Here is a 26,687-nt window from a genome sequence, read left to right as displayed (position 1 = left end):
TTTTTCTCGGGTTCATTTGAAACGTCCGCGTAACAAAAAGCGGTCGTAGTCTGAACGCCCCCGGCGGGCGCAGGCGTCCGCCTGCGACACCCCCCGAGGACACAGTGACTGCTTCCGCCTTTCATGCGACCGGTCTGCCCGAGGCCGTAGGCCTCTATGACCCGCGCAACGAGCACGATGCCTGCGGCATCGCCTCAGTTGCCACCCTTCGCGGTACCCCCGGTCACGACATTGTTGAACTTGCGCTTGAGGCGCTGCGCCACATGGAACACCGCGGTGCGGTTGGTTCTGACGCGGGTACCGGCGATGGTGCCGGCATTTTGCTGCAGGTGCCGGATGCGTTCTTCCGCGCTGTGGTGCCGTTCGAACTTCCCGAGGCGGGCCGCTTCGCGGTCGGCAATGTTTTCCTGCCGGTTGACCGCGAGGAGCGCGAGCAGGCGCGCCAGCGCATCACCGAACTCTGTGGTGAAGAGGGCCTACGAGTCCTTGGTTGGCGTGAAGTGCCAATCGTGCCAAGCGAGCTTGGTCCGTTGGCGCTTGAGGCAATGCCGCACATCGAGCAGCTCTTTGTGCGCTCCGAGCGACAGAACTTCCGCGGCCAACCTCGACGTGGCATTGCCCTTGACCGGCAGAGCTACCGACTGCGCAAGCGCGTCGAGCACGAACTCGGCACCTTCTTTTGCTCGCTGAGTTGCCGCACGATCACCTACAAGGGCATGGTGACGACGTTGCAGCTCGAGCCGTTCTACCCCGACCTCAGCGATGAGCGTTTTGCCTCGAAGCTTGCCATCGTGCACTCGCGCTACTCGACGAATACCTTCCCCTCGTGGCCGCTCGCGCAGCCGTTGCGCATGATGGCGCACAACGGCGAGATCAACACCGTGCGCGGCAACCGCAATTGGATGCGCGCCCGCGAATCGCAGCTCTCGAGCGACCTGCTCGGTGACCTCAGTGAGCTCACGCCCATCGTCTCCGACGGCGGCAGCGATTCGGCGAGCTTCGATGAGGTGCTGGAACTTCTCACCCTCGCGGGGCGCTCGCTCGTCCACGCGGTGCACATGATGGTGCCCGCCGCCTGGGAACACGCGAGCGACCTTCCGGCCGAAGTGCGCGACTTCTACGAGTACCACTCGCTCATCATGGAGCCGTGGGACGGGCCCGCCTCGATGACCTTCACCGATGGTCGCTTCCTTGTTGCCACTCTCGACCGCAACGGCCTGCGCCCGGGCCGCTTTGTCGTCACCGATGATGGCCTCGTAGTCGCGGGCTCAGAGGTCGGCATCCTCGATATCGCGCCCGAGCGGATCGTGCGCAAGGGTCGCCTCCGCCCGGGCCGAGTGCTCGTTGTTGACACCGAGATTGGCCGCATCATCGAGGATGAGGAGGTCAAGCACGATCTCGCCGACCTCGCTCCCTGGGGCGATTGGCTTGACGATGGCCGCATCCGTCTCGAAGAACTCCCCGAGCGCGAGCACGTCTCGCACACCTCATCGTCGGTTGAGCGTCGCCAGCGGGCCTTCGGCTACACCGAGGAGGAGTTGCGCATCCTGCTCGCGCCGATGGCACGCACCGGTGCTGAACCGATCGGTGCCATGGGTTCTGACACGCCGATCGCAGTGCTCGCCGAGCGTCCGCGCCTGCTTTTTGACTACTTCACGCAGAACTTCGCGCAGGTGACGAATCCGCCGCTCGACGCCATTCGCGAAGAGCTTGTGACGAGTCTGTCGACGTCGATTGGCCCGCAGGAAAACCTGCTCGCTGACGGGCCAGAGCACGCTCGCCAGATCATCGTGCAGTTCCCGGTGCTCGACAATGACGAGCTCGCGAAGATTCAGCACCTTGAGTCGAGCCCCGGCATCGACGACACCGTGACGCTACGCGGTCTCTACCGCATCGACCACGGGGTTGAGGGTCTGCGTCAGCGTCTCGAAGAACTCTGCGCGGAAGCCGACGCTGCGATCGATGGTGGCGCGAGCTTCCTCATCGTGAGCGACCGAGATGCGAACCGCGACTACGCGCCAATTCCGTCGCTGCTCATGACGAGCGCCGTACATCATCACCTCATCCGCACCCAGCGCCGCATGCGCGTCGGCCTTATTGTCGAGGCGGGCGATGTGCGCGAGGTGCACCACGTGGCAGTGCTGCTCGGCTACGGTGCCTCGGCCGTCAACCCGTACCTCGCGATGGAATCGGTCGAGATTCTCGCGGATGCGGGCAAGCTTGCGGTGACGCCCGAAAAGGCGACTCGTAACCTCCTCAAGGCGCTCGGCAAGGGTGTGCTCAAGATCATGTCGAAGATGGGCATCTCGGCCGTTTCGAGCTACTCGGGCGCGCAGACCTTCGAAGCCGTGGGGCTCGCCGGGGAACTGGTGGAGGCGTATTTCACCGGTACCGTCTCCAAACTCGGCGGTATTGACCTCGACATCGTGCACGCCGAAGTCGAGGCCCGGCACTCGGCGGCGTACCCGATTGATGGCACTGCGCTTTCGCATCGCTCGCTCGACATTGGTGGCGAGTATCAGTGGCGTCGTGAGGGACCGACGCACCTGTTCAACCCCGACACCGTGTTCCGCCTGCAACACGCCACCCGCGAGGGCCGCTACGACATCTTCAAGGACTACACGAGCCGCATCGATAACCAGGCGCGCGAAACCGCGACCCTGCGCGGGCTGTTCAACCTCGCAAGTGACCGCGAACCCATCTCGATCGACGAGGTCGAGCCAGCCGCGAGCATCCTGCGCCGCTTTTCCACGGGTGCCATGAGCTATGGCTCGATCTCGAAGGAAGCGCACGAGACCCTCGCGATCGCGATGAACCGAATCGGTGCGAAGTCGAACACCGGTGAGGGTGGCGAAGACGTCGAGCGCCTGCTCGACCCCGAACGCCGCAGTGCGATCAAGCAGGTGGCCTCGGGCCGGTTCGGGGTGACGAGCATGTATCTCACCCACGCCGATGATCTGCAGATCAAGCTCGCGCAGGGCGCGAAGCCGGGCGAGGGCGGCCAGCTCCCGCCGGCGAAGGTCTACCCCTGGGTTGCTCGCACGCGGCACGCAACGCCCGGTGTCGGACTCATCTCTCCGCCACCGCATCACGACATCTATTCGATCGAAGATCTCAAGCAGCTCATCTTCGACCTCAAGCGCGCGAACCCAAAGGCCCGCATCCACGTCAAGCTCGTGAGCGAGAACGGCATCGGTGCCGTGGCCGCTGGTGTGACGAAGGCGCTTGCCGATGTGATCCTCGTCTCTGGCCACGACGGTGGCACGGGTGCTTCGCCGCTCAACTCACTCAAGCACGCGGGCACGCCGTGGGAGCTCGGCCTCGCCGAGACGCAGCAGACGCTGCGCATCAATGGCCTGCGCGACCGAGTCACCGTGCAGGTCGACGGCCAGCTCAAGACCGGTCGCGATGTCATCATCGGCGCGCTCCTCGGTGCCGAAGAATTCGGTTTCGCGACGACCGCCCTCGTCGTCGAAGGCTGCATCATGATGCGCGTCTGCCACCTCGACACCTGCCCCGTGGGTGTTGCCACGCAAAACCCGGCGCTGCGCGAACGCTTCACCGGCAAGGCCGAGCACGTCGTGAACTTCTTCGAGTTCCTCGCCCAAGAGGTGCGCGAGCTACTCGCCGAACTCGGCTATCGCACCCTCGACGAGATCATTGGTCGCGATGACCTGCTCAATGTCGACGACGCGAAGCGGCACTGGAAGGCCCAGGGCATCGACCTCGCGCCAGTGCTCGAGGGTCCCGAACTCGGTGCGGCACCGCGCCGACGCCTGCGCACCCAAGACCACGAACTCGATGAGCACTTCGACCAGACCCTCATCAAGCTCGCGGCCCCGGCGCTGACCGACGGAGACGAGGTCGTCATCGAGCAGGAAGTGCGCAACACCGACCGTGCCGTCGGCACCATGCTCGGCCACGAGGTCACTCTCGCGGCGGGCGAGCTTGGTCTGCCCGAGGGCAGCATCCGCATTGAATTGCAGGGCACCGCCGGCCAATCGCTCGGTGCGTTCCTGCCCGCGGGTATTTCGCTGCGCCTCGAAGGCGATGCGAATGACTACGTCGGCAAGGGACTCTCCGGTGGCGAGATTGTGCTGCGACCGGATGCTCGTTCGACCTTTGCCGCTGAACACAATGTCATCGCGGGCAATGTCATCGGCTATGGCGCCACGAGCGGCACCATGTTCATCCGCGGAGTTGTGGGGGAGCGCTTTATGGTGCGCAACTCCGGTGCCACCGCGGTGGTCGAAGCAGTTGGCGACCACGCCCTCGAATACATGACCGGTGGCCTCGTCGCCATTTTGGGGCCCACTGGCCGCAACCTCGGCGCCGGGATGTCGGGTGGCGTCGCCTATGTGCACCGCCTTGATTCGGAACTCGTCAACCCGGTCTCGCTTTCGAGTGGCGAACTCCTCCTCGAACCGCTCAGCGACGAGGATGCGACCGAGCTGCAAGAGCTCCTCGAACGACACCGCGAAGCCACCGGCTCCGCGCTCGCTGCCGAGCTACTCGTCGACTTTGCGCGCTGCCGCGAGGAATTCACCAAGGTGCTCCCGCGCGACTACGCAGCCGTCACGGCCCTGCGTCGTGATGCCACCGCCAATGGTGAAGATCCCGATAGCGCCGACAACTGGACCAAGATTTTGGAGGTGACCCGTGGCTGATCCGCACGGCTTTCTCAACCACACCGAACGCGAACTGCCCGCGAAACGCCCCGTACCGGTGCGGCTCATGGACTACCGCGAGTTCACTGAGTCGCAATCACGCGACCAATTGCAACGCCAGGCGAGCCGCTGTATGGACTGCGGCATCCCGTTCTGCCACCAGGGTTGTCCGCTGGGCAATCTCATCCCCGAATGGAACGACCTTGCCTACCAGGGCGACCTCGTGACCGCGGGGGAGCGACTGCACGCGACAAACAACTTCCCGGAACTCACCGGGCGGCTCTGCCCGGCCCCGTGTGAGTCGGCCTGTGTGCTCTCGATTTCGCAGCCGGCGGTCACGATCAAGCGCATCGAGCAGACGATCGCCGACGAGGCGCGCGATGCGGGCCTCGTGCCACATCCGCCTGAGCGACTCACCGGCAAGACGGTAGCGGTAGTCGGCTCCGGGCCTGCGGGCCTCGCCGCAGCCCAACAGCTCGCCCGCGCGGGCCACACGGTGGCGGTGTTCGAGCGCGACGACCGCATTGGTGGTCTCTTGCGCTACGGCATCCCCGATTTCAAGCTTGAGCGCGAGGTGCTCGACCAGCGACTCGCGCAATTGCGTGCCGAGGGTGTGCGCTTCCGCCCGGGCATTGAGATCGGTCGTGACCTGCAGTGGGGGGAACTTCGTCGCCGCTACGATGCGATCGTCGTCGCCACCGGCGCCCAAGCGCCGCGCGCCTTCGACGTTCCCGGACGCGATCTCGACGGCGTGCTCGAGGCGATGCCGTTCCTCATTGCCCAAAACCGGCGTATCGCCGGTGATGAGGTCGATGAAGAACCCTCGGCCAAGGACAAGCATGTTGTGGTCATCGGCGGTGGCGACACCGGCGCCGACTGCATCGGCACGGCACACCGCCAGGGTGCGGCGTCGGTAACGAACCTTGCCATCGGTCGTCGCCCACCGACCGAACGCGCGGCCAATGAGCCGTGGCCGACGACGCCGCGCATCTACGAAGTGCAGTCGTCGCACGAAGAGGGTGGCGAGCGCGTCTTCGAGGCCTCGACCGTCGAGTTTGTCGGCAATGCCGACGGCAAGGTCACCGGCCTACGGGTCGCCGAAACCGAATTCCGCGAAGACGGTAGCCGCGGCCCGAAGGCGGGCACCGAACGGGTGATTCCCGCCGATCTCGTATTGCTCGCCACCGGATTCACCGGCCCGGAGCCTGCTGATCTCGAAGCGCAGCTTGGCGTCGAACGCACTCGCCGCGGCGCCTACCAGCGCCGCCCCGACTACGCGACGAGCACTGAGGGCGTCTTTGTCGCCGGCGATGCTGGCCGCGGTGCCTCGCTGATCGTGTGGGCGATCGCGGAAGGCCGAGCCGTGGCGGCTGCAGTCGACGCCTACCTCACGGGAGGTTCGAGTCTGCCGTCGCCGATTCCAGCGAATGCGGTGTCCATCTCGCTGTAACCGACGTGAGCCACACTTCAGGCGTCCGGTAGCATCGATCACCGTGCCACTGGGCGCCTGGAGAACGGAGAACGCATGTCGCGTCGCGCGAAGATTGTCGCCACACTTGGCCCTGCCGTGTCGAGCCCGGAGGGCGTACGTGCGCTCCTCGAGGCCGGCGTCAACGTCACCCGCTTCAACCTCAGCCACGGGGATCACGAGGTCCACTCAAACAACTACCAGCTTGTGCGCCAGGCCTCTGAAGACCTCGGCGTTGCGACTGCCATCTTGGTCGACCTTCAGGGACCCAAGATTCGTCTCGGCAAGTTCGATGACGGCGCTCCTTATCACCTCGCCGAAGGTGACCTCTTCAAGATCACCATTGACGACATCGTCGGCAACCAAGAGATCGTCTCGACCACCTTCAAGGGCCTGCCTGCCGACGTGAAGCCCGGCGACCCCATCCTTATCGACGATGGCAAGGTGCTGCTGCGCGCAATCTCGACCACCGACACCACGGTCACCACGCGCGTCGAGGTACCCGGCCCGGTCTCGAACAACAAGGGCATCAACCTGCCGGGCGTGGCCGTGAACGTGCCGGCACTCAGCGATAAGGATGAGGCTGACCTGCGCTGGGCTCTGCGCATCGGTGCCGACATCATTGCGCTCTCGTTCGTGCGCGGCCCTGAAGACATTCACCGCGTGCACCAGATCATGGATGAAGAGGGCGTGACCCTGCCCGTCATCGCGAAGATCGAGAAGCCGCAGGCTGTTGACCGCCTCGCCGAGATCGTGGATGCCTTCGACGGCATCATGGTCGCCCGCGGTGACCTCGGTGTCGAGCTGCCGCTCGAGTCGGTGCCGATCGTGCAGAAGAAGGCGATTGAACTGGCTCGCCGTCGCGCCAAGCCCGTGATCGTCGCCACCCAGATGCTCGAGTCGATGATCTCGAACCCGCGCCCGACGCGTGCCGAGGCCTCTGACTGCGCGAACGCGGTACTCGACGGTGCTGATGCGCTCATGCTCTCAGGCGAGACGAGTGTTGGCCAGTTCCCGATCGTCACGGTTGAGACCATGGCCCGCATTATCGAGTCGACCGAGGTGCACGGTCTCAACCGCATCCCGCCCCTCGGCACGAAGCCGTTTACGCAGGGTGGTGCCGTGACGCTCGCCGCGGCCGATCTCGGTGAGTTCCTCGGCGCGAAGTACCACTGCGTGTTTACCGAGTCGGGCGACTCGGTGCGCCGCATGTCGCGTCTGCGCCCGTCGATTCCGGTGCTCGGCTTCACACCGCGTGAGTCGATCCGCCGCCGCATGAGCCTCTACTGGGGCGTGCAGTCGACGCTGGTTGATCGCGTCACGCACACCGACGAAATGTTCTCGCAGGTCGACGACTATCTGCTTGGCGAGGGTCTCGCGCAGCGCGGTGAGAAGGTCATCATCGTCGCGGGCATGCCCCCGGGCGTTCCGGGTTCGACCAACGATGTACGTGTGCACCGCGTTGGCGACGCGGCGGATGCGCTGGCGCCAGCCTATGAGGGCCGCCACACGCGCAAGAGCTAGCGCCGCGCTCGTTCGCTGAGGTTCTCGAAGCGCCACCACCACCGTGCTTCGAGAGCCTCAGCACACCAGCTTGACCAAGGTTCAGAGAGAACTTGCGGGATTTAGTTAGGTAAGGCTAACCTAACTATCAGCACAGCAGTGCTGTTCCATCCCGACTTCAGGAGTCCTCTCCATGCGCCTTCGTCGCATCCTCGCCGCCACCGCCGTGGCCGCAACTGCGCTCGCCCTCACCGCTTGCTCGAACGATGCCGCAATCGACACTCCGGCAACCGGTGCTGCCGACGCCGCGAAAGCTGACCTCACGCTGACCACCGTCGACGGTGAGATCACGCTCGACGGAGTGCCTCAGCGCGTCGTCACCTTCGACTACGCGAGCCTTGACACGCTGAACACGCTCGGCCTCGGTGATGTCGTCGTGGGCGCACCGACCGCGATGCTTCCTGAATCGCTGCAATCGTTTGCTGAGGTCACTGCTGTCGGCACGCTGACCGAGCCCGACTTCGAAGCCGTTGCCGCGCTCGACCCTGACCTCATCCTCATCTCGAACCGCCTTGCCGAGCAGCTCCCGCAGCTCACCGAGATCGCTCCGACCGCAAACGTCGCAATCGACACTAAGCAATGGCTCACCTCGAGCACCGAGCGCGCCACCGACCTCGCGGCGCTGTTCGGTAAGCAGGATGCGGCTACTGAGTTCATCGACAAGATCAACGCCACCGCTGATGAGATCCGCTCCCTCGAAGTTGACGGCTCGACGATGTTCGTCATGACTTCCGGCGGCAAGGTCTCGACCTATGGCCCCGGCTCGCGCTATGGCTTCCTCTATGACGACCTAGGTCTCACCCCGACCGTCACCGGTGGCGACACCTCTTCGCGCCACGGCCAGGAGGTCTCGTTCGAGTTCATCGCTGAGAACAACCCCGGCCACATGCTCGTCATCGACCGCGACGCGACGATCGGTGAGTCGGGCCAGGCGGCAGCAGCACTTCTCGACAACGCCCTCGTCGGTTCGACCGATGCGTGGAAGAATGACAAGGTTGCCTACCTCAACGGGGCCAATTGGTACCTCGTTGGCGGTGGACTCACTACCTCTCAGTCCATGCTCACGGAGTTGCTCGATTCGCTGAAGTGATCCTCTTTCAACAACGGCTCGCGCGCTGGGGGCTTCCGCTCCTGATCGCGCTGACCCTCGCCGCCGGCGTCGTTAGCCTCTTCGTAGGGGCTGGCGGCGCCGTTGGCGCGACACCAGACGGCGAAGTCGGCTACTTCTTCTCGAGCCGAGTGCCGCGCACGCTCGCCCTCATCCTCGCCGGTGTGGCCATGGCACTCTCGGGCATGATCATGCAGATGCTCGCGCGCAACCGCTTCGCCGAGCCATCGACTGCGGGCACGATCGACTCCGCGACGCTCGGCGTTCTCATGGTGATGATCTTTGCGCCGGGGATGCCCGTGCTCGGTAAGATGATTGCGGGCACCATCGCGGCACTCATCGGCACCGGAATTTTCATGCTCATCCTGCGTCGCATGCCGCTGCGTGACCCACTCATGGTGCCGCTCGTCGGCATCATGCTCGGGGGAGTGATCGGAGCGGTGACCTCATTCCTCGCCTATCGACTCGACCTCTTGCAAGCGCTCACCGGCCTGCAGACGGCGAACTTCAGCGCAATGATGCAGGGCCGCTACGAACTCATGTGGCTCGCGCTCGTACTTAGCGTGATCGCCTTCATCGCCGCCGATCGCTTTACCGTCGCTGGGCTCGGTGACGACATGACCACAAACCTCGGCCTCAACTACGGCCGCATCGTCGCGATCGGGCTCATCATCGTGGCCATGAATACCGCCCTCGTGGTTGTGCACGTGGGGGCAATCCCGTTTATCGGCCTCATCGTGCCAAACCTCGTGGCCATGGCCCTCGGCGACAATGTGCGCCGCACGGCGCCCTGGGTGGCCCTGCTCGGCGCGTTCCTCGTGCTCGTCTGCGACATCATTGGCCGCTTGGTGAACTGGCCGTACGAGCTGCCGCTTGGCCTCGTAATGTCGGTCGTTGGCGCCGCAATCTTCCTCGTGATCTTGCTTCGCCCCGAACGATCGAAGGTGGCGCGTGCCTAATCAGCTCACTGTCACCACTCACGATCGTGCCGAGCAGCATCGCGCTGATCTGCGCCGCGATGTCTTGCTCATTGCCGCGCTCACGGCGCTGGCCGTTGGGTCTATTGCGGCATATCTGTTCACCGGTCTCACCGGCAACATCGATTACGCACTGAGCCGCCGGATCACGAGCGTCGCGGCGCTCGTGATCGTTGCCGTCGCGATCGGCGTATCGACGGTCGCCTTCCAGACGATGACGGCGAATCGACTGCTCACCCCGTCGATCATGGGGTTCGACTCGCTATATTTGCTCCTGCAGACTGTCGTGATCTTTGCGCTCGGTGTCACTGGCTTCGCCGTCATCGACGCCCTGGGCCAATTCTGGCTTGAAGTGGCCGCGATGCTCGTATTCTCGGTGCTGCTCTACGGGTGGCTACTCTCACGCAACACCCGGGTGACGAGGCTCCTACTCATCGGCGTGGTGTTCGGGATGCTCTTCCGCGGCATCTCAACGTTCCTGCAACGGATGCTCGACCCCGACGCCTTTGCCGTGCTGCAGACCCGCTTCTTTGCCTCGTTTACCGATGTGCCGAAGGAACTCGTGCTACCTGCCGCCGCACTCACGGTGCTGGGGTTGTTGATTGCCTGGTTCGACCGCCGCCGCTACGACGTCATGAGCCTCGGCGTGCCGATCGCAACCAACCTCGGCATCAACCCAGCGATGCTGCGGGCGCGCACACTTGGCGTGGTGGCACTGCTCGTGTCGGTGTCGACCGCGCTCGTTGGCCCAGTGATGTTCTTTGGTCTCATCGTCGCGCAATTGGCCTATCGCGCCGTGCGGCTCTCGCGGCACGAATTGCTTATGCCCGTGGCGAGCCTTGTCGGCGTGATTGCACTCGTCGGCGGCCAGACGCTCGTGCAGCGCGTTTTCGGGCTCGACGTGGCGCTCTCGATGATCATCGAGTTCCTCGGCGGCCTACTGTTTATTGCCCTCATCCTGCGAAAGAAGCCCCTGTGATCACGATCGAGTCCTGCACGAAGCGCTACGGGGAGAACGTCGTCGTCGACGATGTGAGCCTCATGATTCCCGCCGGTGGCATCACTTCGATCATCGGGCCAAACGGTGCCGGTAAATCGACCCTGCTGGCCCTCATGAGCCGCCTGGAGCCGCTTGGAGCCGGCAAGATCACCGTCGATGGCCTGAATGTCACAACGACGCGTTCAGACGCCCTCGCGCGCCGTCTGGCGATTCTGCGGCAGGAAAACCACGTCACCATTCGACTCACGGTGCGTGATCTCGTCGCGTTTGGTCGGTTTCCGCACACGCAGGGGCGAATGACCAAGAAGGATCACGAGCACGTCGATCAGGCCCTTGCCTTCCTCGGCCTCACCGAGCTACAAGATCGCTTCGTCGAAGAGCTCTCTGGCGGTCAGCGGCAACGCGCGTTTGTGGCGATGGTGATTTGCCAGGACACCGACTATGTGCTACTCGATGAGCCGCTCAACAACCTCGACATGCGGCACTCGGTCGCGATGATGCAGCACCTGCGCCGTATCGCTTCTGAGCTTGGCAAGACGATTGTGATCGTGGTGCACGACATCAACTTCGCCTCGGTGTACTCCGACACGATCATTGCGATGCGTGAGGGCAAGGTCGTGGTGCAGGGCTCACCCGATGAAGTGATGAATTCGAAGACCCTCGCCGAGATTTATGACATGTACATCCCGATTCATGAAATCGAGGGACGTCGCATCGGCTCGTACTACTGGGCACCCGAGATGCCGACACGCCGGGCGTAGGGCGGGTCGCAGGGTTTCGAAACCCCGCCCCGAAGGGCCTACATAACCGTGCCGGTGGTGGGACTCGAACCCACACGTCCTTTCGAACAGCGCATTTTGAGTGCGCCGCGTCTGCCATTCCGCCACACCGGCGAGCACGTTCGCAACACAGTACAGTAGCCTTTCCCCGTGACTGAAACTGCATCCAACCAAACTCCCCGCCGCGTCGTCGTCGCTGAAGACGAATCGCTCATCCGCCTCGACATCGTGGAGATCCTCCGCGACAACGGATTCGACGTGGTTGGCGAAGCGGGTGACGGCGAAACTGCAGTAGCCCTCGCACGCGAACTTCGCCCCGATCTCGTCGTCATGGACGTGAAGATGCCGAAGCTCGACGGCATCTCCGCCGCCAAGCAGCTCTCGGATGAGCACATTGCGCCGGTCGTGTTGCTCACGGCGTTCAGCCAGAAGGAACTCGTCGACCGCGCCACCGAAGCCGGTGCGCTCGCTTACGTCGTCAAGCCGTTCACGCAGAACGACCTGTTGCCCGCAATCGAGATTGCGCTCGCGCGTCACCAGCAGATCGTCGCGCTTGAGGCCGAGGTCGCCGACCTCGCTGAGCGTTTCGAGACCCGCAAGCTCGTCGACCGGGCCAAGGGCCTGCTCACCGACAAGATGGGGCTTACCGAGCCTGAGGCGTTCCGCTGGATTCAGAAGGCGTCGATGGACCGTCGCCTCACGATGCACGAGGTCGCCCAGGCGGTCGTCGAGCAGCTCGCCCCGAAGAAGGACTAGGTAGCGCTTCGAGAGCCTCAGCGCGCGGGACTGGAGCCTCAGCGCGCCAGCTGAGGCTCGTGCACTACTTCGCGTCGGGACGACGGCGAATCAGATTAGTGATCCGCACAGTCGAGCAGCGTCGGCCCGCCGCATCCGAAATCACGATCTCGTGCACGGTCATCGTGCCGCCAAGCTGAATCGACCGGCACTCACCGGTTACCCAGCCGCGCGAAGCCGAACCGGTGTGGGTGGCATTGATATCAGTGCCGACAGCGTAACCGCCCTTCGGCCAGGCGTGCAGGTTTGCGGCAACCGACCCCATGGCTTCGCCAAGCACGCAATAGGCGCCGCCGTGCATGAGGCCGATGGGCTGGGTATTGCCTTCAACGGGCATCACCGCGAGTGAATACTCCGGCGTGAGTTCAATGAAATACACGCCCATGCGCTCAGCCAGCACACCGACACCACGGCCCTGCGTCACCTCGAACTGATCGGGAATCGTGTGTCCGTTCACGACCTCGCCGATGTGCTCGGTAGGGAAGCGGGGTTCGAAGTCGAACATTGACACGGATGCTCCTCGATTCGCGGCCTCTAGACTGGCCGGGTGACAGCCACTCAACCCACGTCGAAGCCTACTCTCATGGTGATCGACGGCCACTCGCTCGCTTTCCGTGCGTTCTTCGCCCTGCCCGTTGACAGCTTCGTCAATAGTGAGGGCCAACACACGAACGCCATCCACGGCTTCATTTCGATGTTGCTTTCGCTCCTGCGCGATGAAAACCCAAGCCACCTCGCGGTGGCCTTCGATGCGGGCTCGCAATCGTTCCGCAACCGCATCTACGAGGAGTACAAGGGCGGTCGCGACGAGACGCCGCCGGAGTTCCGCGGCCAGATTGGTCTGCTCAAAGAAGCGCTACAAGCCATGGGCATCACCTGGCTCGAGAAAGACGACTTCGAGGCCGACGACATTCTCGCCACCCTCGCGCACGAAGGTGAGCGCGATGGCTACGAGGTGCTCGTGGTGTCTGGCGACCGCGATGCGATCCAGCTCGTGAACGAGAAGACAACCCTGCTCTACCCGGCCGTGCAGGGTGTGTCGAAGCTCACGCGCTACACACCGGATGCGGTCGAAGAGAAGTACGGCGTGCGCCCCGAGCAGTACTCCGACCTCGCGGCCATGGTGGGCGAGAAGGCCGACAACCTGCCGGGTGTGCCGAAAGTCGGCCCGAAGACTGCCGCGAAGTGGCTCGCGCAATTCGGTTCGCTCACTGGCGTACTCGAGCACGAGGATGAGCTCACCGGCAAGGTTGGCGAGTCATTCCGCGAGCACCGCGAAAACGCGATTCGCAACCGTGAGCTCAACCAGCTGCTCGTCGACGTTGAGCTCCCGTATCAGCCGAACGACCTCGACATTCGTGCAATTGACGTGGATGCGGTGCGCGAGGTGTTCACCCGCCTCCAGTTTCGCACCCTGCAAGACCGCGTGCTCAAGCTGGCGGCCGAGCGAGACGGTGCTGTCGCAACTGCCGAGCATCCTGCATCGGAGCTCGACATCGACGTGAACCTCGGCGGCGACGCGCTCACTGCCTGGCTCGAGCGCGAGCAGCAAGCCTGCCCAAAGGGCATTGGCCTACGCCTCGACTTCGTCGACGGCAAGCTTGCGGAGGCGGGGCTCGGCGGTGCCGAATCGGCCGCGACCGTGATTGCTGCCGATGACGCGGCACCGCTCCTTGAGTGGCTCGCCTCCGATGCCCCGAAGACCATGTTCGACGCCAAGCCCACCCTCAAGGCGGCTCTCGCCGCCGGAATCGAGATCGGCGGCGCGATCAATGACGCCCAGGTTGCCGCCTTCCTCGGTAACCCCACCGGCGTACCCAAACGCCTCGCCGAGCTCGTGCACCAGTTCCTCGGCGAGACCCTGCCCGAAGCCGACCCGAACGAACTCGTGCCGGTCGAGGATGCGACGAACTCGCTCGGTGCCGATGCCTGGTTCGTGCGCCGCGGCGCCGAAGCTGCCATCGCCCGGCTACCGGAACCCACCCGACCGGTCTTCGACGAGATCGAGGCCCCGCTCATCCCGGTGCTGGCCCAGATGGAGCACACCGGCGTTGCGGTGGAGCGCGAGTTTCTGCAGGAACTCGCCGATGGTCAGTCGGCGAAGGTCGTCGAATACGAGCAGGAGGCGTTCGACGCGGTTGGCGGCGAGCGTTTCAACCTTGCCTCGCCAAAGCAGCTGCAAACGGTGCTGTTCGACCAGCTCGACATGCCGAAGACGCGCCGCACTAAGACTGGCTACTCGACCGACGCGGAGTCGCTCGAGGCGCTCGAAGCGAAGTCGCCGCATCCGTTCTTGGGCGCCCTGCGCCGCCACCGTGATGCCTCGAAGCTCAAGCAGATCATGGAGTCGCTACTCAAGACGATCGACGCGAGCGGCCGCATTCACACCACATATCAGCAGACGGCGGCGGCCACGGGTCGTCTCGCGTCGACTGATCCGAACCTGCAGAACATTCCGATTCGTTCGGTCGATGGCATGCGCATTCGTGAGGCGTTCGTGGCAGGCGAGGGCTATGACGAGCTCCTCACCGCCGACTACTCGCAGATTGAGATGCGCATCATGGCGCACCTCTCGGGTGATGAAGATCTCATTGAGGCCTTCGTGCGCGGCGAAGACACGCACCGCTTTGTCGGTTCGCGAGTGTTCGGCGTTGCTCCCGAAGAGGTTGATGCAAACATGCGCACCAAGGTGAAAGCCATGTCATACGGCCTCGTCTACGGACTCAGCCCCTTCGGACTGTCGAAGCAGCTCGGCATCGAGGTGTCCGAGGCGCGCCAGCTCATCGAGGGCTACTTCGAGCGCTTCGGCAAGGTGCGCGACTACCTGCGCAATTCAGTGTTGCAGGCGAAGGAAGACGGCTACACCGAGACGCTCTTCGGCCGCCGCCGCCCCTTTGGCGATCTCAATTCGACGAACCGCGTCGCGCGTGAGAACGCCGAGCGCGCAGCCCTCAACGCACCGATTCAGGGGGCGGCTGCCGACATCATCAAGATTGCGATGGTGCGGATCGACGCCCGGATGCGGGCAGAAGAGTTCGCCTCGCGCATGTTGCTGCAGGTTCACGACGAACTCGTGTTCGAAGTGGCACCGGATGAGGGCGATCGTCTCGAAGCGCTCGTGCGCGAAGAGATGGGTGGGGCCGCAGAACTGCGTGTGCCGCTCGATGTCTCGGTCGGCCGCGGCGCAAACTGGCAGACCGCAGGACACTAGCGAACCAGCATGATTCGCGAATTCTTTGGCGGCGTCGCGCTCTTCTTCCGGGGTTTCGGGATGTGGGCGCGACGCCCCGGGATGATGGCCATAGGCGCGATCCCGGCGCTCATCGTGAGTGTGCTCTACTTCACCGCGGTCATCATCCTCGCGATCAATGCCACCCGCATTGCCGAGTGGGCAACGCCGTTTGCCGACAACTGGGCCGATCCCGCGACGACGCTCGTGCGCGTACTCGTCGCCGTTGCTGTGGTGGCGGCAGGTGTCGCCCTCGGCGTATTCACCTTCGCCGCTGTCACCCTCGCGGTGGCAGGCCCCTTCAACGAGCGCATTTCGCAGCGCACCGAACGCGAACTCGGCGGACTTGCGATCATGCCCGATGAAACTTTCTGGCAGGGATTTCGCCGCGGCCTCGGCGACGCGGCCCGCCTCATTGGCACAGGTATTCTCACAGCCCTCCTCGTCTTCCTTCTCGGCCTCATCCCGGTCGTGGGTTCGGTGCTCGGCTGGATCGCCGGCGCGTTTTTCGGCGGTCGTGCGCTTGCCATTGAGCTCACCGGCACGCCGGGTGATGCCCGCCGCATCCCGCTTAAACAGCGCGAGAAAATGCTTGCCACCCGACGCGCCCGGTCGCTCGGATTTGGCGTCTGCGCGTACCTGATGTTCCTCATCCCGCTCGGCGCCGTCGTCGGAACCCCGGCGGCCGCGGTCGGCGGCACACTCCTCATGCGCGATCTGCTCGGCGAGCCGACACGCCCCATGCCGCCAACGCCACCAGCACCAGCTGGCGCGGCCCTCACCCCAAACCCGGAGCCACCCCAGCACTAGGCTCGCGGGCATGACTGACGTCGCTACGCCCAACCCGAACCCTGCATCCCGCCCGCACACCGCGCTCGACCGTCTCGCCGAGCGCTGGCTCGACACTCAGGTCGAACTCAATCCCGCGATGCGAATCGATCTCGGTCGTCCGGGCGATCAAGCCGAATACGGCGACTACTCACCGGCAGGTCTCGAGGCGCGCCGCGCGGCAACGGCCACGACGCTTCGCGAAGTTGCCGACACGCCAGTGACCGACGAGGTGGATGCGGTCACCGCAGCTGAACTCACCCGCACGCTCGAACTCGACCTCGAACTCCTCGATGCGGGAGAGCCGCTGCGCGAGATGAACAATCTCGCAACAGTGGCCCACGAGATTCGCATGGTGTTCGACCTCATGCCGCAAGAAACGAGCAACGACTTCGTCGAAATCGCCCGCCGTCTCGCCAATGTGCCGGAGGCCGTTGCTGGGTATGCGGCAACGCTCCGCGAAGGGATGCGGCGGGGCATGACGCCCGCGGTCCGACAGGTCAACGAGCTCGCGACCCAGGCGGCCGACTACGGGCGCGCTGACGGTATGTTCGCGGGACTCGCAAACTCCGCTCCCGATGATGCCTCACCGGCCCTGCGCACCGACCTTGCCAAGGGTGCTGCAGCTGCCGCAGAAGCGTACGCGGGGCTCGCAAGCTTTCTCCGCGAGGAACTCGCGCCGGTCGCCACAGAGCAGGATGCCGTGGGTCGCGATCGCTACGCCCTGTACTCGCGCCTTTTTCTCGGTGCCGCGGTTGATCTCGACGACAGCTATGAGTGGGGTCTTGCTGAGCTCGACCGCATGCGCCGTGAGCAGGAGGCCGTGGCCGCCGAGATTGCACCGGGCCGCACGGTCGCCGAAGTCGCCGATCTTCTCGATCGCGACCCGCGCTATCGACTCGAAGGCACTGCTGCATTGCAGGCGTGGATGCAGGAGCGCAGCGACGCTGCCGTGAACGCGCTCGCTGGGAGTGAATTTGCGATCACGCCTGAGATGCGCCAACTTGAGTGCCGCATCGCACCAACCCAAGACGGCGGCATTTACTACACCGGCCCCAGTGACGATTTCACGCGTCCCGGACGCATGTGGTGGTCGGTGCCCGAGGGGGTCACGGAGTTTTCGACCTGGCGCGAACTCACGACGGTGTACCACGAGGGCGTGCCGGGCCATCACCTGCAGATCGCCACGAGCACGGCAGAGAAGGCGACGCTCAACGCCTGGCGGCGCGTGAACTGGTGCTCGGGGCACGGCGAGGGATGGGCGCTCTATGCCGAGTCACTCATGGATGAACTTGGCTTCCTAGATGAACCGGCCTACCGCTTCGGCATGCTCGATGCGCAGCGGATGCGCGCCGCCCGCGTCGTGCTCGACCTCGGCATGCACCTGGGAAAGCCCATGCCCGGAACGGGGGATCCGTGGACCTTTGAGCGCGCCATCGAGTTCTTCACGGGCGAAGTGAACATGGATGCGCCGTCAATTCACTTCGAGGTGACGCGCTACTTCGGTTGGCCAGGGCAGGCGCCCTCGTACAAGCTCGGCCAGCGCATCTGGGAAGACTTGCGCGCTGAGGCCGCACGTGTAGCGGGACCAGACTTTGATCTTGCCGCCTGGCACGAGCGCGCCCTGCGCCTTGGCACAGTTGGGCTTGACACGCTGCGTCAACAGCTGTCTCGCTAGTGCTTCAAGCACCTCAGCACACGGCGCCACCGCGTGCTGAGGTACTTGAAGTAACGAATAGAGCAGGCATCCCCAAGCCGGAGCGCCTAGGCTGTCCCGACCAGAACGAGGGGGTTCGGGTGACCAGCCAAACCACTCCCGCCGAAGCGCGGGGGAGTCGCACCGCCGAGCGGATGCGCGATCTCATCAGTGCGTCGCATCAACGCTCGACGCGCTTGCTTGGCACGCCGAACAATGCCCACCCCGAGCTCGCCATCGCCCGCGACGAACTCGCCGCATGGCAGGCGGATGCGCCCCTCGCGCCGGTCTACGACCTCCTCGACGAACTTGTGGTGCAGCCCGCGCGCGAATCTGGTCTGGTGGTCGCACTCGCTAACGATGAAGGTCGGCTCCTTTGGGTTGACGGTGCGCACCGAACCCGCGGTCAAGCCGAAGATATGGGCTTTGTTGCCGGAGCGGATTGGTCCGAGGCAGCCGTCGGCACCAGCGCTCCCGGCACCGCGATTGCCGCGGATGCTCCGGTACAGGTCGAAGGCGAGGAACACTTCGCTCCTGCCGCACACGGCGTGAGTTGCACGGCGGTGCCGATTCATGACCCCGCGACCGGCCGCATCCTCGGGGTGCTTGATGTCACTGGCGATCGCGATGCCGCCGCTCCACACACGCTCGCACTCCTACGTGCCGCGGTCGCCGCGAGCGAAGCAGAGTTGCAGCTCCACCGCATCCAACAACCTGCCGCCACCCGGGTGCCGAAGCTGGTGCCGCCCGCGGCCGGTCGCATCCGCATTCGCCTACTCGGACGCGCGAACGCAAGCATCGAGACCGTCGATGGTCGCAGCGTCGAGCTCAGCCCCCGACACTCCGAGATTCTCATGCTGCTCGCCTGGCACCGTGATGGCCTCAGCGCGGCGGAACTCGCCGGCTACCTGCACCCCGAAGGGATGCGACCGGCAACGCTGCGCGCCGAGATGGTGCGCCTGCGCCAGGTGCTTGCAACCATCGACCCGACCATCGAGCTTCGTTCGCAGCCGTATCGGCTCGACGATCGCGTCTCCTCAGATGCGGCGGATGTATTGCGTGCAATTGGCCGCGGCGCGCATCGACAAGCGCTGCACGATTACGTGGGTGCGGTGTTGCCGGCCTCGGATGCTCCCGGGGTCGTTGACATTCGGGAGATCACCCGCTCGACGTTGCGCGAAGCCGTGCTCACTCAGGGGAGCCCCGACGCTGTCGTGGAATGGCTCGAACTGCCGGGCCATGATCTCGACGTGGATGCGCATTTTCAGGCCCTGAGGCTGTTGCCGCCCCGCTCGCCCAAGCGTGCGGCGGTGGTCGCACGACTCGAGTCGCTGGAAGGCAACGACGTCGCGTAGCGCGGGGCGGCGCATCCCATTGCAACGCCGTACAACGCCATGTAGCACCGCTGCAACCCCGCTGCAACCCCTTGCGCTATAGCGTGCAGTCACGCGTGACCAACGCGGACTTATCCACGACAACGACGTCAAGGAGCAGAGATGACCGTTTACGCAAACCCGGGTACCGATGGTGCTGTGATGTCGTACCGAAGCCGGTACGACCACTACATCGGCGGTGAATGGGTAGCGCCCGTCAAGGGCGAGTATTTCGAAAACATCACCCCGGTCACCGGCCAGGTGTTCTGCGAGGTGGGCCGCGGCACGGCCGAAGACATTGAGAAAGCGCTCGACGCCGCACACGCGGCGAAAGCTGAATGGGGCGCGACTTCGCCCGCACAACGCGCGGTAGTACTCAACAAGATCGCCGACCGCATGGAAGAAAATCTCGAGAAGATTGCCGTCGCTGAGACGTGGGAGAACGGCAAGGCCGTGCGCGAGACGCTCAATGCCGACATCCCGCTCGCAATTGATCACTTCCGCTACTTCGCCGGGGCCATCCGCGCGCAAGAGGGCACGCTTTCCCAGCTCGACGACGACACCGTCGCCTATCACTTCCACGAGCCGCTCGGGGTCGTCGGCCAGATCATCCCCTGGAACTTCCCGCTGCTCATGGCAACGTGGAAGATTGCCCCGGCGCTCGCTGCCGGCAACTGCATCGTGCTCAAGCCCGCCGAGCAGACGCCCGCGTCAATTCTCTACCTGATGGAACTCATCGGCGACCTGCTTCCGGCCGGTGTGCTCAACGTCGTCAATGGTTTCGGTGTTGAGTGTGGCAAGCCGCTTGCCTCAAACCCACGTATCGCGAAGGTCGCCTTCACCGGTGAGACGACGACGGGCCGGCTCATCATGCAGTACGCCTCGCAGAACATCATTCCGGTGACGCTCGAACTTGGCGGCAAGTCGCCGAATATTTTCTTCGAAGACGTCATGGAGAAGGACGACGCGTACTTCGACAAGGCGCAGGAGGGCTTCGTACTTTTCGCGCTCAATCAGGGCGAGGTGTGCACCTGCCCGTCGCGCGCGCTTATTCAGGAGTCGATCTACGACAACTTCCTCGAGGTCGTGACCGAGCGCACGAAGCTCATCAAGCAGGGCAACCCACTTGACACCGACACGATGATCGGTGCCCAGGCCTCGAACGATCAGCTCGAGAAGATTCTGAGCTACATCGACATCGGAAAGCAGGAGGGCGCGAAGGTGCGTCTCGGCGGCGAGCGCGCCGACCTCGGTGGAGAGCTCTCGGGTGGCTACTACGTGAACCCGACGATCTTCGAGGGCGACAACGCGATGCGCATCTTCCAGGAAGAGATTTTCGGCCCTGTGGTGTCGGTGACGAAGTTCTCAGACTTCGACGACGCCATGCGCATTGCGAACGACACGCTCTACGGCCTCGGCTCGGGCGTGTGGACCCGCTATCAGAACACCGCCTACCGGGCTGGCCGGGCAATTCAGGCCGGACGGGTGTGGGTGAATCACTATCACAACTACCCGGCGCACGCCGCGTTCGGTGGCTACAAGTCATCGGGTATCGGCCGCGAGAACCACCTGATGATGCTCGACCACTACCAGCAGACAAAGAACATGCTCGTGAGCTACAGCGAGAACAAGCTCGGCTTCTTCTGATTCCCTCGGCCGCTCCGGCGGTCACTACCGCAAGTCCACGACACCAAACGACTACGAAACGAAAGTGAAGACCATCATGAAGCAAATGACCGCAGCAGTGGTGACCGCCTTCGGTGACCCCCTAGAAATCAAGCAGCTCGACCTTCCCGAACCCGGCCCACACGAGGCGCTGGTGAAGCTCATCACGAGCGGTGTGTGTCACACCGACCTGCACGCCGCCGAAGGCGACTGGCCGGTCAAGCCGAGCCCGCCGTTCGTTCCCGGCCACGAAGGCGTCGGCGTTGTAGAAGCAGTTGGCTCAGAAGTATCCGATGTCAAGGTGGGCGACATCGTCGGCAATGCCTGGCTCTGGACGGCCTGCGGAACGTGCGAGTTCTGTGAGACCGGCTGGGAAACGCTCTGCGAGGAGCAGCAGAACGGTGGCTACTCGGTCGACGGCTCCTTCGGTGAGTACATGCTCGTCGACGCTCGCTATGCACCGCGCATTCCAGAAGGGTCAGACCCGCTCGAGGTCGCGCCAATTCTCTGCGCTGGTGTGACGGTGTACAAAGGCCTCAAGATGACCGACACCCGACCCGGCCAGTGGGTAGTGATCTCGGGTATTGGCGGCCTTGGACACATTGCCGTGCAGTATGCGGTTGCGATGGGCCTCCGGGTCGCGGCAGTCGATATCTCCGATGAGAAGCTCGCCCTCGCTCGCAGCTTCGGTGCTGAGGTGACGGTAAACGCCCGCGACGAAGACCCGGTCGAAGCGATCCAAGCACAAACGGGTGGTGTGCACGGCGTGCTCGTGACCGCCGTCCACGAGTCAGCCTTCGGTCAGGCCATCGGCATGGCGCGACGCGGTGGCACGATCGTGTTCAATGGCCTGCCCCCGGGGGACTTCCCGGCTCCGATTTTTGAGGTGGTGCTCAAGGCGCTCACGATTCGAGGATCGATTGTCGGCACCCGCCGCGATATGAAGGAAGCGCTCGACTTCTACGCGCGCGGACTCATCCGCCCCACAGTTGCGGGACGCAAACTCGATGAAGTGAACGACATCTTCGCCGAAATGCACGAGGGCAAGATCGATGGCCGCATGGTCATCGATTACCGCTAAACCGCATCCGGTTTAGTACCAGGTAGTAGCCAGATCGGGGTTGATGCGTCGCAAACGCATCAACCCCGATCTTGCATGAATGCACGGAGGAATCATGGACGAAACAGCAAGCACCCAAGTCGCGCTGCAATCACGACCCGAGATCGATGGCGAAACCACCTCCCGAGTTGATCTGGCGCCTGCGGCACTCGAGCTGCTGCTCGACCTTGCCGAACGTCACGGCCCGCTCATGTTTCATCAATCTGGTGGCTGCTGCGATGGCTCGGCGCCGATGTGTTACCCGGCGGGGGAGTTCCTGACCGGCGACGCGGATGTGTTGCTCGGCACGTTCGATCTGCCAGCAGCCGGCGAGACCCCGGCGAGCGAGCTCGAGTTCTGGATGTCGAAAGAGCAGTTCGAGTATTGGCGGCATACCCGATTGCTCGTGGATGCAGTACCTGGCCGTGGTGGCGGGTTCTCGCTCGAAGGGCCGACCGGCAAGCGGTTCTTGATCAGGTCGACGATTCTGATCGGCGACTGACACATTCCTGCTTGTCAGGGTAATTTGCTCTTTGCCATCAGCATTTGCTAAGCATTGCCGCGGCCGATAGGCTAGGGGAGCACATTTGTGCGTTCCTATCCGTTTCCCGGACGGTAGTGCTCCGTCGCGTCGTCGTGTCGAGGCCTCCGGCCGGACTGATGACCCTATCCTTCTGGAGCACTACCTACATGACCAACATCACGACCGAACAGGCGCCCACGCAGATCGCCGTAAACGACATCGGCTCTGCAGATGACTTCCTCGCCGCGGTCGAAGCCACGATGAAGTACTTCAACGACGGTGACCTCATCACCGGCACCGTCGTTCGCATTGACCGCGACGAGGTTCTCCTCGACGTCGGTTACAAGACTGAGGGTGTCATCCCGCAGCGCGAACTCTCGATCAAGCACGATGTCGACCCCGACGAGGTTGTCGAGATCGGTGACGAGGTCGAAGCTCTCGTCATCCAGAAGGAAGACAAGGAAGGCCGTCTTCTCCTCTCGAAGAAGCGTGCGCAGTACGAGCGCGCCTGGGGCGACGTCGAGAAGATCAAGGAAGAGGACGGCGTCGTTACCGGTACCGTCATCGAGGTTGTCAAGGGTGGTCTCATCGTTGACATCGGCCTGCGCGGCTTCCTCCCGGCTTCGCTCATCGAGCTGCGCCGCGTTCGCGACCTCACGCCTTACCTGAACCAGGAGATCGAGGCGAAGATCCTCGAGCTCGACAAGAACCGCAACAACGTGGTTCTCTCGCGCCGTGCGCTCCTCGAGCAGACGCAGTCGGAGACCCGTTCGAACTTCCTCAACCAGCTTCAGAAGGGCCAGGTCCGCAAGGGCGTTGTCTCGTCGATCGTCAACTTCGGTGCGTTCGTCGACCTCGGCGGCGTTGACGGCCTCGTCCACGTTTCGGAGCTCAGCTGGAAGCACATCGACCACGCCTCTGAGGTTGTCGAAGTTGGCCAGGAAGTCACCGTTGAGGTGCTCGAGGTTGACCTCGACCGTGAGCGCGTGTCGCTCTCGCTCAAGGCGACGCAGGAAGACCCGTGGCAGGTGCTCGCTCGCACCCACGCCATCGGCCAGATCGTGCTCGGCAAGGTCACCAAGATCGTTCCGTTCGGTGCGTTCGTTCGCGTTGCCGACGGCATCGAGGGCCTCGTGCACATCTCGGAGCTCTCGAACCACCACATCGAGACCGCCGACCAGGTTGTCTCGGTTGGCGAAGAGCTCTTCGTGAAGATCATCGACATCGACCTCGACCGTCGCCGCATCTCGCTCTCGCTCAAGCAGGCGAACGAAGGCGTCGACCCCGAGGGTGCCGACTTCGACCCCGCCACCTACGGCATGCTCGCCGAGTACGACGAGCAGGGCAACTACAAGTACCCCGAGGGCTTCAACCCCGAGACCAACGAGTGGATGGAAGGCTTCGAGGCCCAGCGCGACGCATGGGAGCAGGAGTACGCCCAGGCTCAGGGTCGCTGGGAGCTCCACAAGGAGCAGGTCCGCAAGGCGCTCGACGCCGAGGCGACCGCTCCCGAAGCTCCGCAGGGTGCATCCTCGTTCTCGAGCGAGGTTGAGGACACCGGCGCGGGCACCCTTGCCGACGACGAGTCGCTCGCCGCGCTTCGCGAGAAGCTTGCTGGCAACTAGTCACTAGCCCAAACAAGTGGGGCGGTCTCCTTCGGGAGACCGCCCCACTTGCGTTATTGAGCTATTCGATCTGAGCTATTCGATCGTGGCGTCAGCAGCACGCTTGCGACGCCGCGTGAACGACCGTGTAATCCACCAGCCGAGGAAGATGCCCACCGCAAGTACCAGGATGACAATGAGCGGCGCAAAGATGGCGGCCGCGCTGAGACCAACGCTCACCGCATCCTCGCCGACCGAGAGCGCCGGGGATGCGGTACCCGCAGCCACCGCCGTGGCCGCGGCCCGCGTCGTCGATTTCGTGAGGTGGGTCACAAGCGCGACGACGACACCAATTGCGACCGGAATCCAGGCGTTCGAGGTGAAGAAATCGGCCGGATTCTCGATCGGCAGGGTCTGCGCCGAAGTTCCCGCCCCAAAGACGATGCCACCGGCCGTTGGTCGGATGAACGTCTGAATCGTGTCGTTGATGCTGTCGATCACCGGCACCTTATCGGCCACAATCTCGACGACCGCAAGCACGCCAACGATGATGAGCGTCCACTCGTTCGCAAGCCAGGCCCAACCGCCAGGCAGTTCCACGAACGAAGTGAATCGATCAAGCAACCCGAGTGCAAGCAGGGGGATGTAGGCGTTGAGCCCGGCCGCCGAAGCGAGTCCCAGGCCAGTCAGCATTTCCAGCATCATTCGTCTCCTTCCCGAGTAGTCTGACAGAACACCAGCCAATAGCCCGCGAAGGCGCGGGCCCGAACGTTCCGGGAGGATCCAGTGACCACCATCGCACTCACCGGAGGGATTGCTTCCGGAAAGACGACGATCTCGAACCGCCTGCGCGAGCTCGGTGCCGTGATCATCGACGCCGATGAAATTGCCCGCGAAATCGTGCAGCCGGGCAAGCGCGTGCTTCGTGAGATCGTTGATCGGTTTGGTCAGGAGATCCTCAACGACGACGGCACACTCAACCGCAAGGCGCTCGCCGACATTGTGTTTAATGACGACGACGAACTCCGCGCGCTCAACGACCTCACGCATCCCGAGATTCGTCGCATTACTCGCGAGCGCATCGAGACAACGCTCATTGACGACCCGGATGCAATCTTCGTACACGACATTCCGCTACTCGCCGAGAACCGCTCGAACTACGACTACGACGAGATCTGGGTCGCCGATGCCCCGGCCGAGGTGCGTCGCGAGCGACTCATGGAAGACCGCGGTATGAGCGCCGAAGAGGCGCAGGCACGCATCGATGCGCAGGTGAGTGATGAGGAGCGGCGGATGATCGCCGATGTCGTCATCGACACCACGCGACCGATCTCCGACACGATCGAGCACATTGACGAGATGTTCGTGCGACTGCGGCTCGGTGACTTCGCTGCTTCGGATGAAGTGAGTTACGACACTGCGCCAATCACGGTGCCGAAGGAAGAGCGGACGTCGGAGGACTGACTCCCGCGGCGCTTCGAGAGCCTCAGCGCACCAAGACGCGGGCCTCAGCGCACTCGCGCCAAACTGCGGGCTGAGGTTCTCGAAGTCCGCGGGCCTCAGCGCAACTCGCCGAGGTCAATCCAATCGGCGCCCTCATCCACTGCGACCGCCTCACCCTGGGTGAGCGCGGCGATGCGGGTGTCGAGTGCGGCTCGTGCATCCGGTTCGTCAACGATCGCGATGCGCAGCCATGCGACCTCGCTCGCATAGTCGGTGCCGAGTACGTCGAGCCCGGCGTGACGAAACTCGTGCTCGAGCCTCCCCGCCTCAGCGTGGGGGAGCGGCACCCGCACCACACGCATCCGCTGACGCGTTGCGAACTGCGCCCGGTGCAATGCCTCTGACACTGACTCGGAGTACGCGCGCACGAGGCCACCGGCCCCGAGGAGCACGCCACCGAAGTAGCGCACGACCACGGCGAGCACATCTGAGAGGTCGGCCTCCGCCTCACCCGGGCGCACAAATCGCGTGAGCGCATCGAGCATGGGCGCACCGGCAGTGCCGGAAGGCTCGCCGTCGTCGTTTGAGCGTTGCTGCATCCGGTCAGCACCGAGCACGAACGCCGTGCAGTGGTGACGAGCCAATCGATGTTCGGCACGTACGAGATCGACGCCATCGCGAGCATCCGCTTCATGTTCGACGCGGATGAGATAGCAAATGAAGCGCGAGCGTTTGATTTCTATCTCGTGCTCGATGTCGCGCAGCAACACCCCGTAGCGGGTCGCGCGCGACAATTCAGACATGACCGCAAGTCTAAGAGGTTCTACCGCAACACCGCAGTCGTTCGCGCAGGGCGTGCCGAAGCGAAGC

Annotated in this window: 20 protein-coding genes and 1 tRNA gene; 17 read left to right on the top strand and 4 right to left on the bottom strand. The window is 63.9% G+C overall.

What is annotated here, in order from left to right:
* The first annotated feature begins 104 nt into the window (after nucleotides 1-104).
* The 7 genes from gltB to EG850_RS05480 all read left to right on the top strand — a co-directional run bounded on the left by gltB (nucleotide 105) and on the right by EG850_RS05480 (nucleotide 11,544).
* A complete protein-coding gene (gene gltB, locus EG850_RS05510; RefSeq protein WP_124971136.1) occupies nucleotides 105-4,667 on the top strand; it encodes a glutamate synthase large subunit in 4,563 nt (1,520 codons plus the stop codon).
* Nucleotides 4,660-6,117 carry a glutamate synthase subunit beta gene (locus EG850_RS05505; protein ID WP_124971133.1) on the top strand — a complete coding sequence of 486 codons (1,458 nt, stop codon included), beginning with the start codon at nucleotides 4,660-4,662 and terminating at the stop codon, nucleotides 6,115-6,117. Before gltB ends, EG850_RS05505 begins: the two co-directional genes overlap by 8 nt.
* A 75-nt stretch (nucleotides 6,118-6,192) precedes the next feature.
* Nucleotides 6,193-7,659: a pyruvate kinase gene (gene pyk / locus EG850_RS05500; protein WP_124971130.1), complete on the top strand. Its 1,467-nt coding sequence runs from the start codon at nucleotides 6,193-6,195 to the stop codon at nucleotides 7,657-7,659.
* Nucleotides 7,660-7,831: 172 nt separating this feature from the next.
* Entirely contained in the window at nucleotides 7,832-8,788 is a 957-nt protein-coding gene (locus tag EG850_RS05495) for a siderophore ABC transporter substrate-binding protein (protein WP_124971127.1), read from the top strand.
* The gene (locus tag EG850_RS05490) at nucleotides 8,785-9,765 is read left to right on the top strand and encodes an ABC transporter permease (protein WP_235829220.1); all 981 of its coding nucleotides are present in this window, start codon (nucleotides 8,785-8,787) and stop codon (nucleotides 9,763-9,765) included. The genes EG850_RS05495 and EG850_RS05490 overlap by 4 nt, the downstream gene beginning before the upstream one ends.
* Nucleotides 9,758-10,762: an iron chelate uptake ABC transporter family permease subunit gene (locus tag EG850_RS05485; protein ID WP_124971124.1), complete on the top strand. Its 1,005-nt coding sequence runs from the start codon at nucleotides 9,758-9,760 to the stop codon at nucleotides 10,760-10,762. The genes EG850_RS05490 and EG850_RS05485 overlap by 8 nt, the downstream gene beginning before the upstream one ends.
* The gene (locus EG850_RS05480; RefSeq protein ID WP_214609511.1) at nucleotides 10,759-11,544 is read left to right on the top strand and encodes an iron ABC transporter ATP-binding protein; all 786 of its coding nucleotides are present in this window, start codon (nucleotides 10,759-10,761) and stop codon (nucleotides 11,542-11,544) included. The genes EG850_RS05485 and EG850_RS05480 overlap by 4 nt, the downstream gene beginning before the upstream one ends.
* Before the next feature lie 49 nt (nucleotides 11,545-11,593).
* Here EG850_RS05480 and EG850_RS05475 read toward each other — a convergent pair.
* Nucleotides 11,594-11,676: transfer RNA gene (locus EG850_RS05475), tRNA-Leu, on the bottom strand.
* Nucleotides 11,677-11,712: 36 nt separating this feature from the next.
* On the opposite strand from EG850_RS05475, the gene EG850_RS05470 reads away from it, so the two are divergent.
* Nucleotides 11,713-12,318 carry an ANTAR domain-containing response regulator gene (locus EG850_RS05470; protein ID WP_124971121.1) on the top strand — a complete coding sequence of 202 codons (606 nt, stop codon included), beginning with the start codon at nucleotides 11,713-11,715 and terminating at the stop codon, nucleotides 12,316-12,318.
* A 64-nt stretch (nucleotides 12,319-12,382) separates the two neighbouring features.
* Here EG850_RS05470 and EG850_RS05465 read toward each other — a convergent pair whose 3' ends face one another.
* Nucleotides 12,383-12,862 (bottom strand): PaaI family thioesterase, encoded by a 480-nt coding sequence (locus EG850_RS05465; RefSeq protein WP_124971356.1) that lies wholly within the window; start codon nucleotides 12,860-12,862, stop codon nucleotides 12,383-12,385.
* Between the two features lie 78 nt (nucleotides 12,863-12,940).
* Here EG850_RS05465 and polA point away from each other — a divergent pair, with 78 nt between their 5' ends.
* From polA to rpsA, 8 genes are all read left to right on the top strand, one after another.
* Complete coding sequence (gene polA, locus EG850_RS05460; RefSeq protein ID WP_124971340.1) at nucleotides 12,941-15,568, top strand: DNA polymerase I; 2,628 nt, start codon at nucleotides 12,941-12,943, stop codon at nucleotides 15,566-15,568.
* A 9-nt stretch (nucleotides 15,569-15,577) separates the two neighbouring features.
* A complete protein-coding gene (locus EG850_RS05455; protein WP_124971118.1) occupies nucleotides 15,578-16,396 on the top strand; it encodes an EI24 domain-containing protein in 819 nt (272 codons plus the stop codon).
* Nucleotides 16,397-16,406: 10 nt separating this feature from the next.
* The gene (locus EG850_RS05450; RefSeq protein WP_124971115.1) at nucleotides 16,407-18,092 is read left to right on the top strand and encodes a DUF885 domain-containing protein; all 1,686 of its coding nucleotides are present in this window, start codon (nucleotides 16,407-16,409) and stop codon (nucleotides 18,090-18,092) included.
* A 119-nt stretch (nucleotides 18,093-18,211) separates the two neighbouring features.
* Nucleotides 18,212-19,465: a helix-turn-helix domain-containing protein gene (locus EG850_RS05445; protein WP_235829219.1), complete on the top strand. Its 1,254-nt coding sequence runs from the start codon at nucleotides 18,212-18,214 to the stop codon at nucleotides 19,463-19,465.
* A 141-nt stretch (nucleotides 19,466-19,606) separates the two neighbouring features.
* Nucleotides 19,607-21,130, top strand: a complete 1,524-nt coding sequence (gene exaC / locus EG850_RS05440) for an acetaldehyde dehydrogenase ExaC (RefSeq protein WP_124971112.1) — start codon at nucleotides 19,607-19,609, stop codon at nucleotides 21,128-21,130.
* 85 nt (nucleotides 21,131-21,215) lie between these two features.
* Nucleotides 21,216-22,229: an alcohol dehydrogenase AdhP gene (gene adhP / locus EG850_RS05435; protein WP_124971109.1), complete on the top strand. Its 1,014-nt coding sequence runs from the start codon at nucleotides 21,216-21,218 to the stop codon at nucleotides 22,227-22,229.
* Between the two features lie 94 nt (nucleotides 22,230-22,323).
* Nucleotides 22,324-22,749, top strand: a complete 426-nt coding sequence (locus EG850_RS05430; protein WP_124971106.1) for a DUF779 domain-containing protein — start codon at nucleotides 22,324-22,326, stop codon at nucleotides 22,747-22,749.
* Nucleotides 22,750-22,937: 188 nt separating this feature from the next.
* Complete coding sequence (gene rpsA / locus EG850_RS05425) at nucleotides 22,938-24,395, top strand: 30S ribosomal protein S1 (protein ID WP_124971103.1); 1,458 nt, start codon at nucleotides 22,938-22,940, stop codon at nucleotides 24,393-24,395.
* Nucleotides 24,396-24,470: 75 nt separating this feature from the next.
* Here rpsA and EG850_RS05420 read toward each other — a convergent pair whose 3' ends face one another.
* Nucleotides 24,471-25,079 (bottom strand): DUF4126 domain-containing protein, encoded by a 609-nt coding sequence (locus tag EG850_RS05420; RefSeq protein ID WP_328588372.1) that lies wholly within the window; start codon nucleotides 25,077-25,079, stop codon nucleotides 24,471-24,473.
* Nucleotides 25,080-25,160: 81 nt separating this feature from the next.
* Between EG850_RS05420 and coaE the strand changes: the two genes are divergently transcribed.
* On the top strand, nucleotides 25,161-25,838 hold the full coding sequence (gene coaE / locus EG850_RS05415) for a dephospho-CoA kinase (protein ID WP_124971100.1): 678 nt from the start codon (nucleotides 25,161-25,163) through the stop codon (nucleotides 25,836-25,838).
* A gap of 95 nt (nucleotides 25,839-25,933) precedes the next feature.
* Here coaE and EG850_RS05410 read toward each other — a convergent pair whose 3' ends face one another.
* The gene (locus tag EG850_RS05410; RefSeq protein ID WP_124971097.1) at nucleotides 25,934-26,620 is read right to left on the bottom strand and encodes an IMPACT family protein; all 687 of its coding nucleotides are present in this window, start codon (nucleotides 26,618-26,620) and stop codon (nucleotides 25,934-25,936) included.
* Nucleotides 26,621-26,687 lie beyond the last annotated feature (67 nt).

This window comes from Gulosibacter macacae (assembly GCF_003865375.1).
In the GTDB taxonomy this organism is placed as follows: domain Bacteria; phylum Actinomycetota; class Actinomycetes; order Actinomycetales; family Microbacteriaceae; genus Gulosibacter; species Gulosibacter macacae.
The sequence above is the reverse complement of the archived record's forward strand: the minus strand, read 5'-3'. Positions and strand labels throughout refer to the sequence as shown.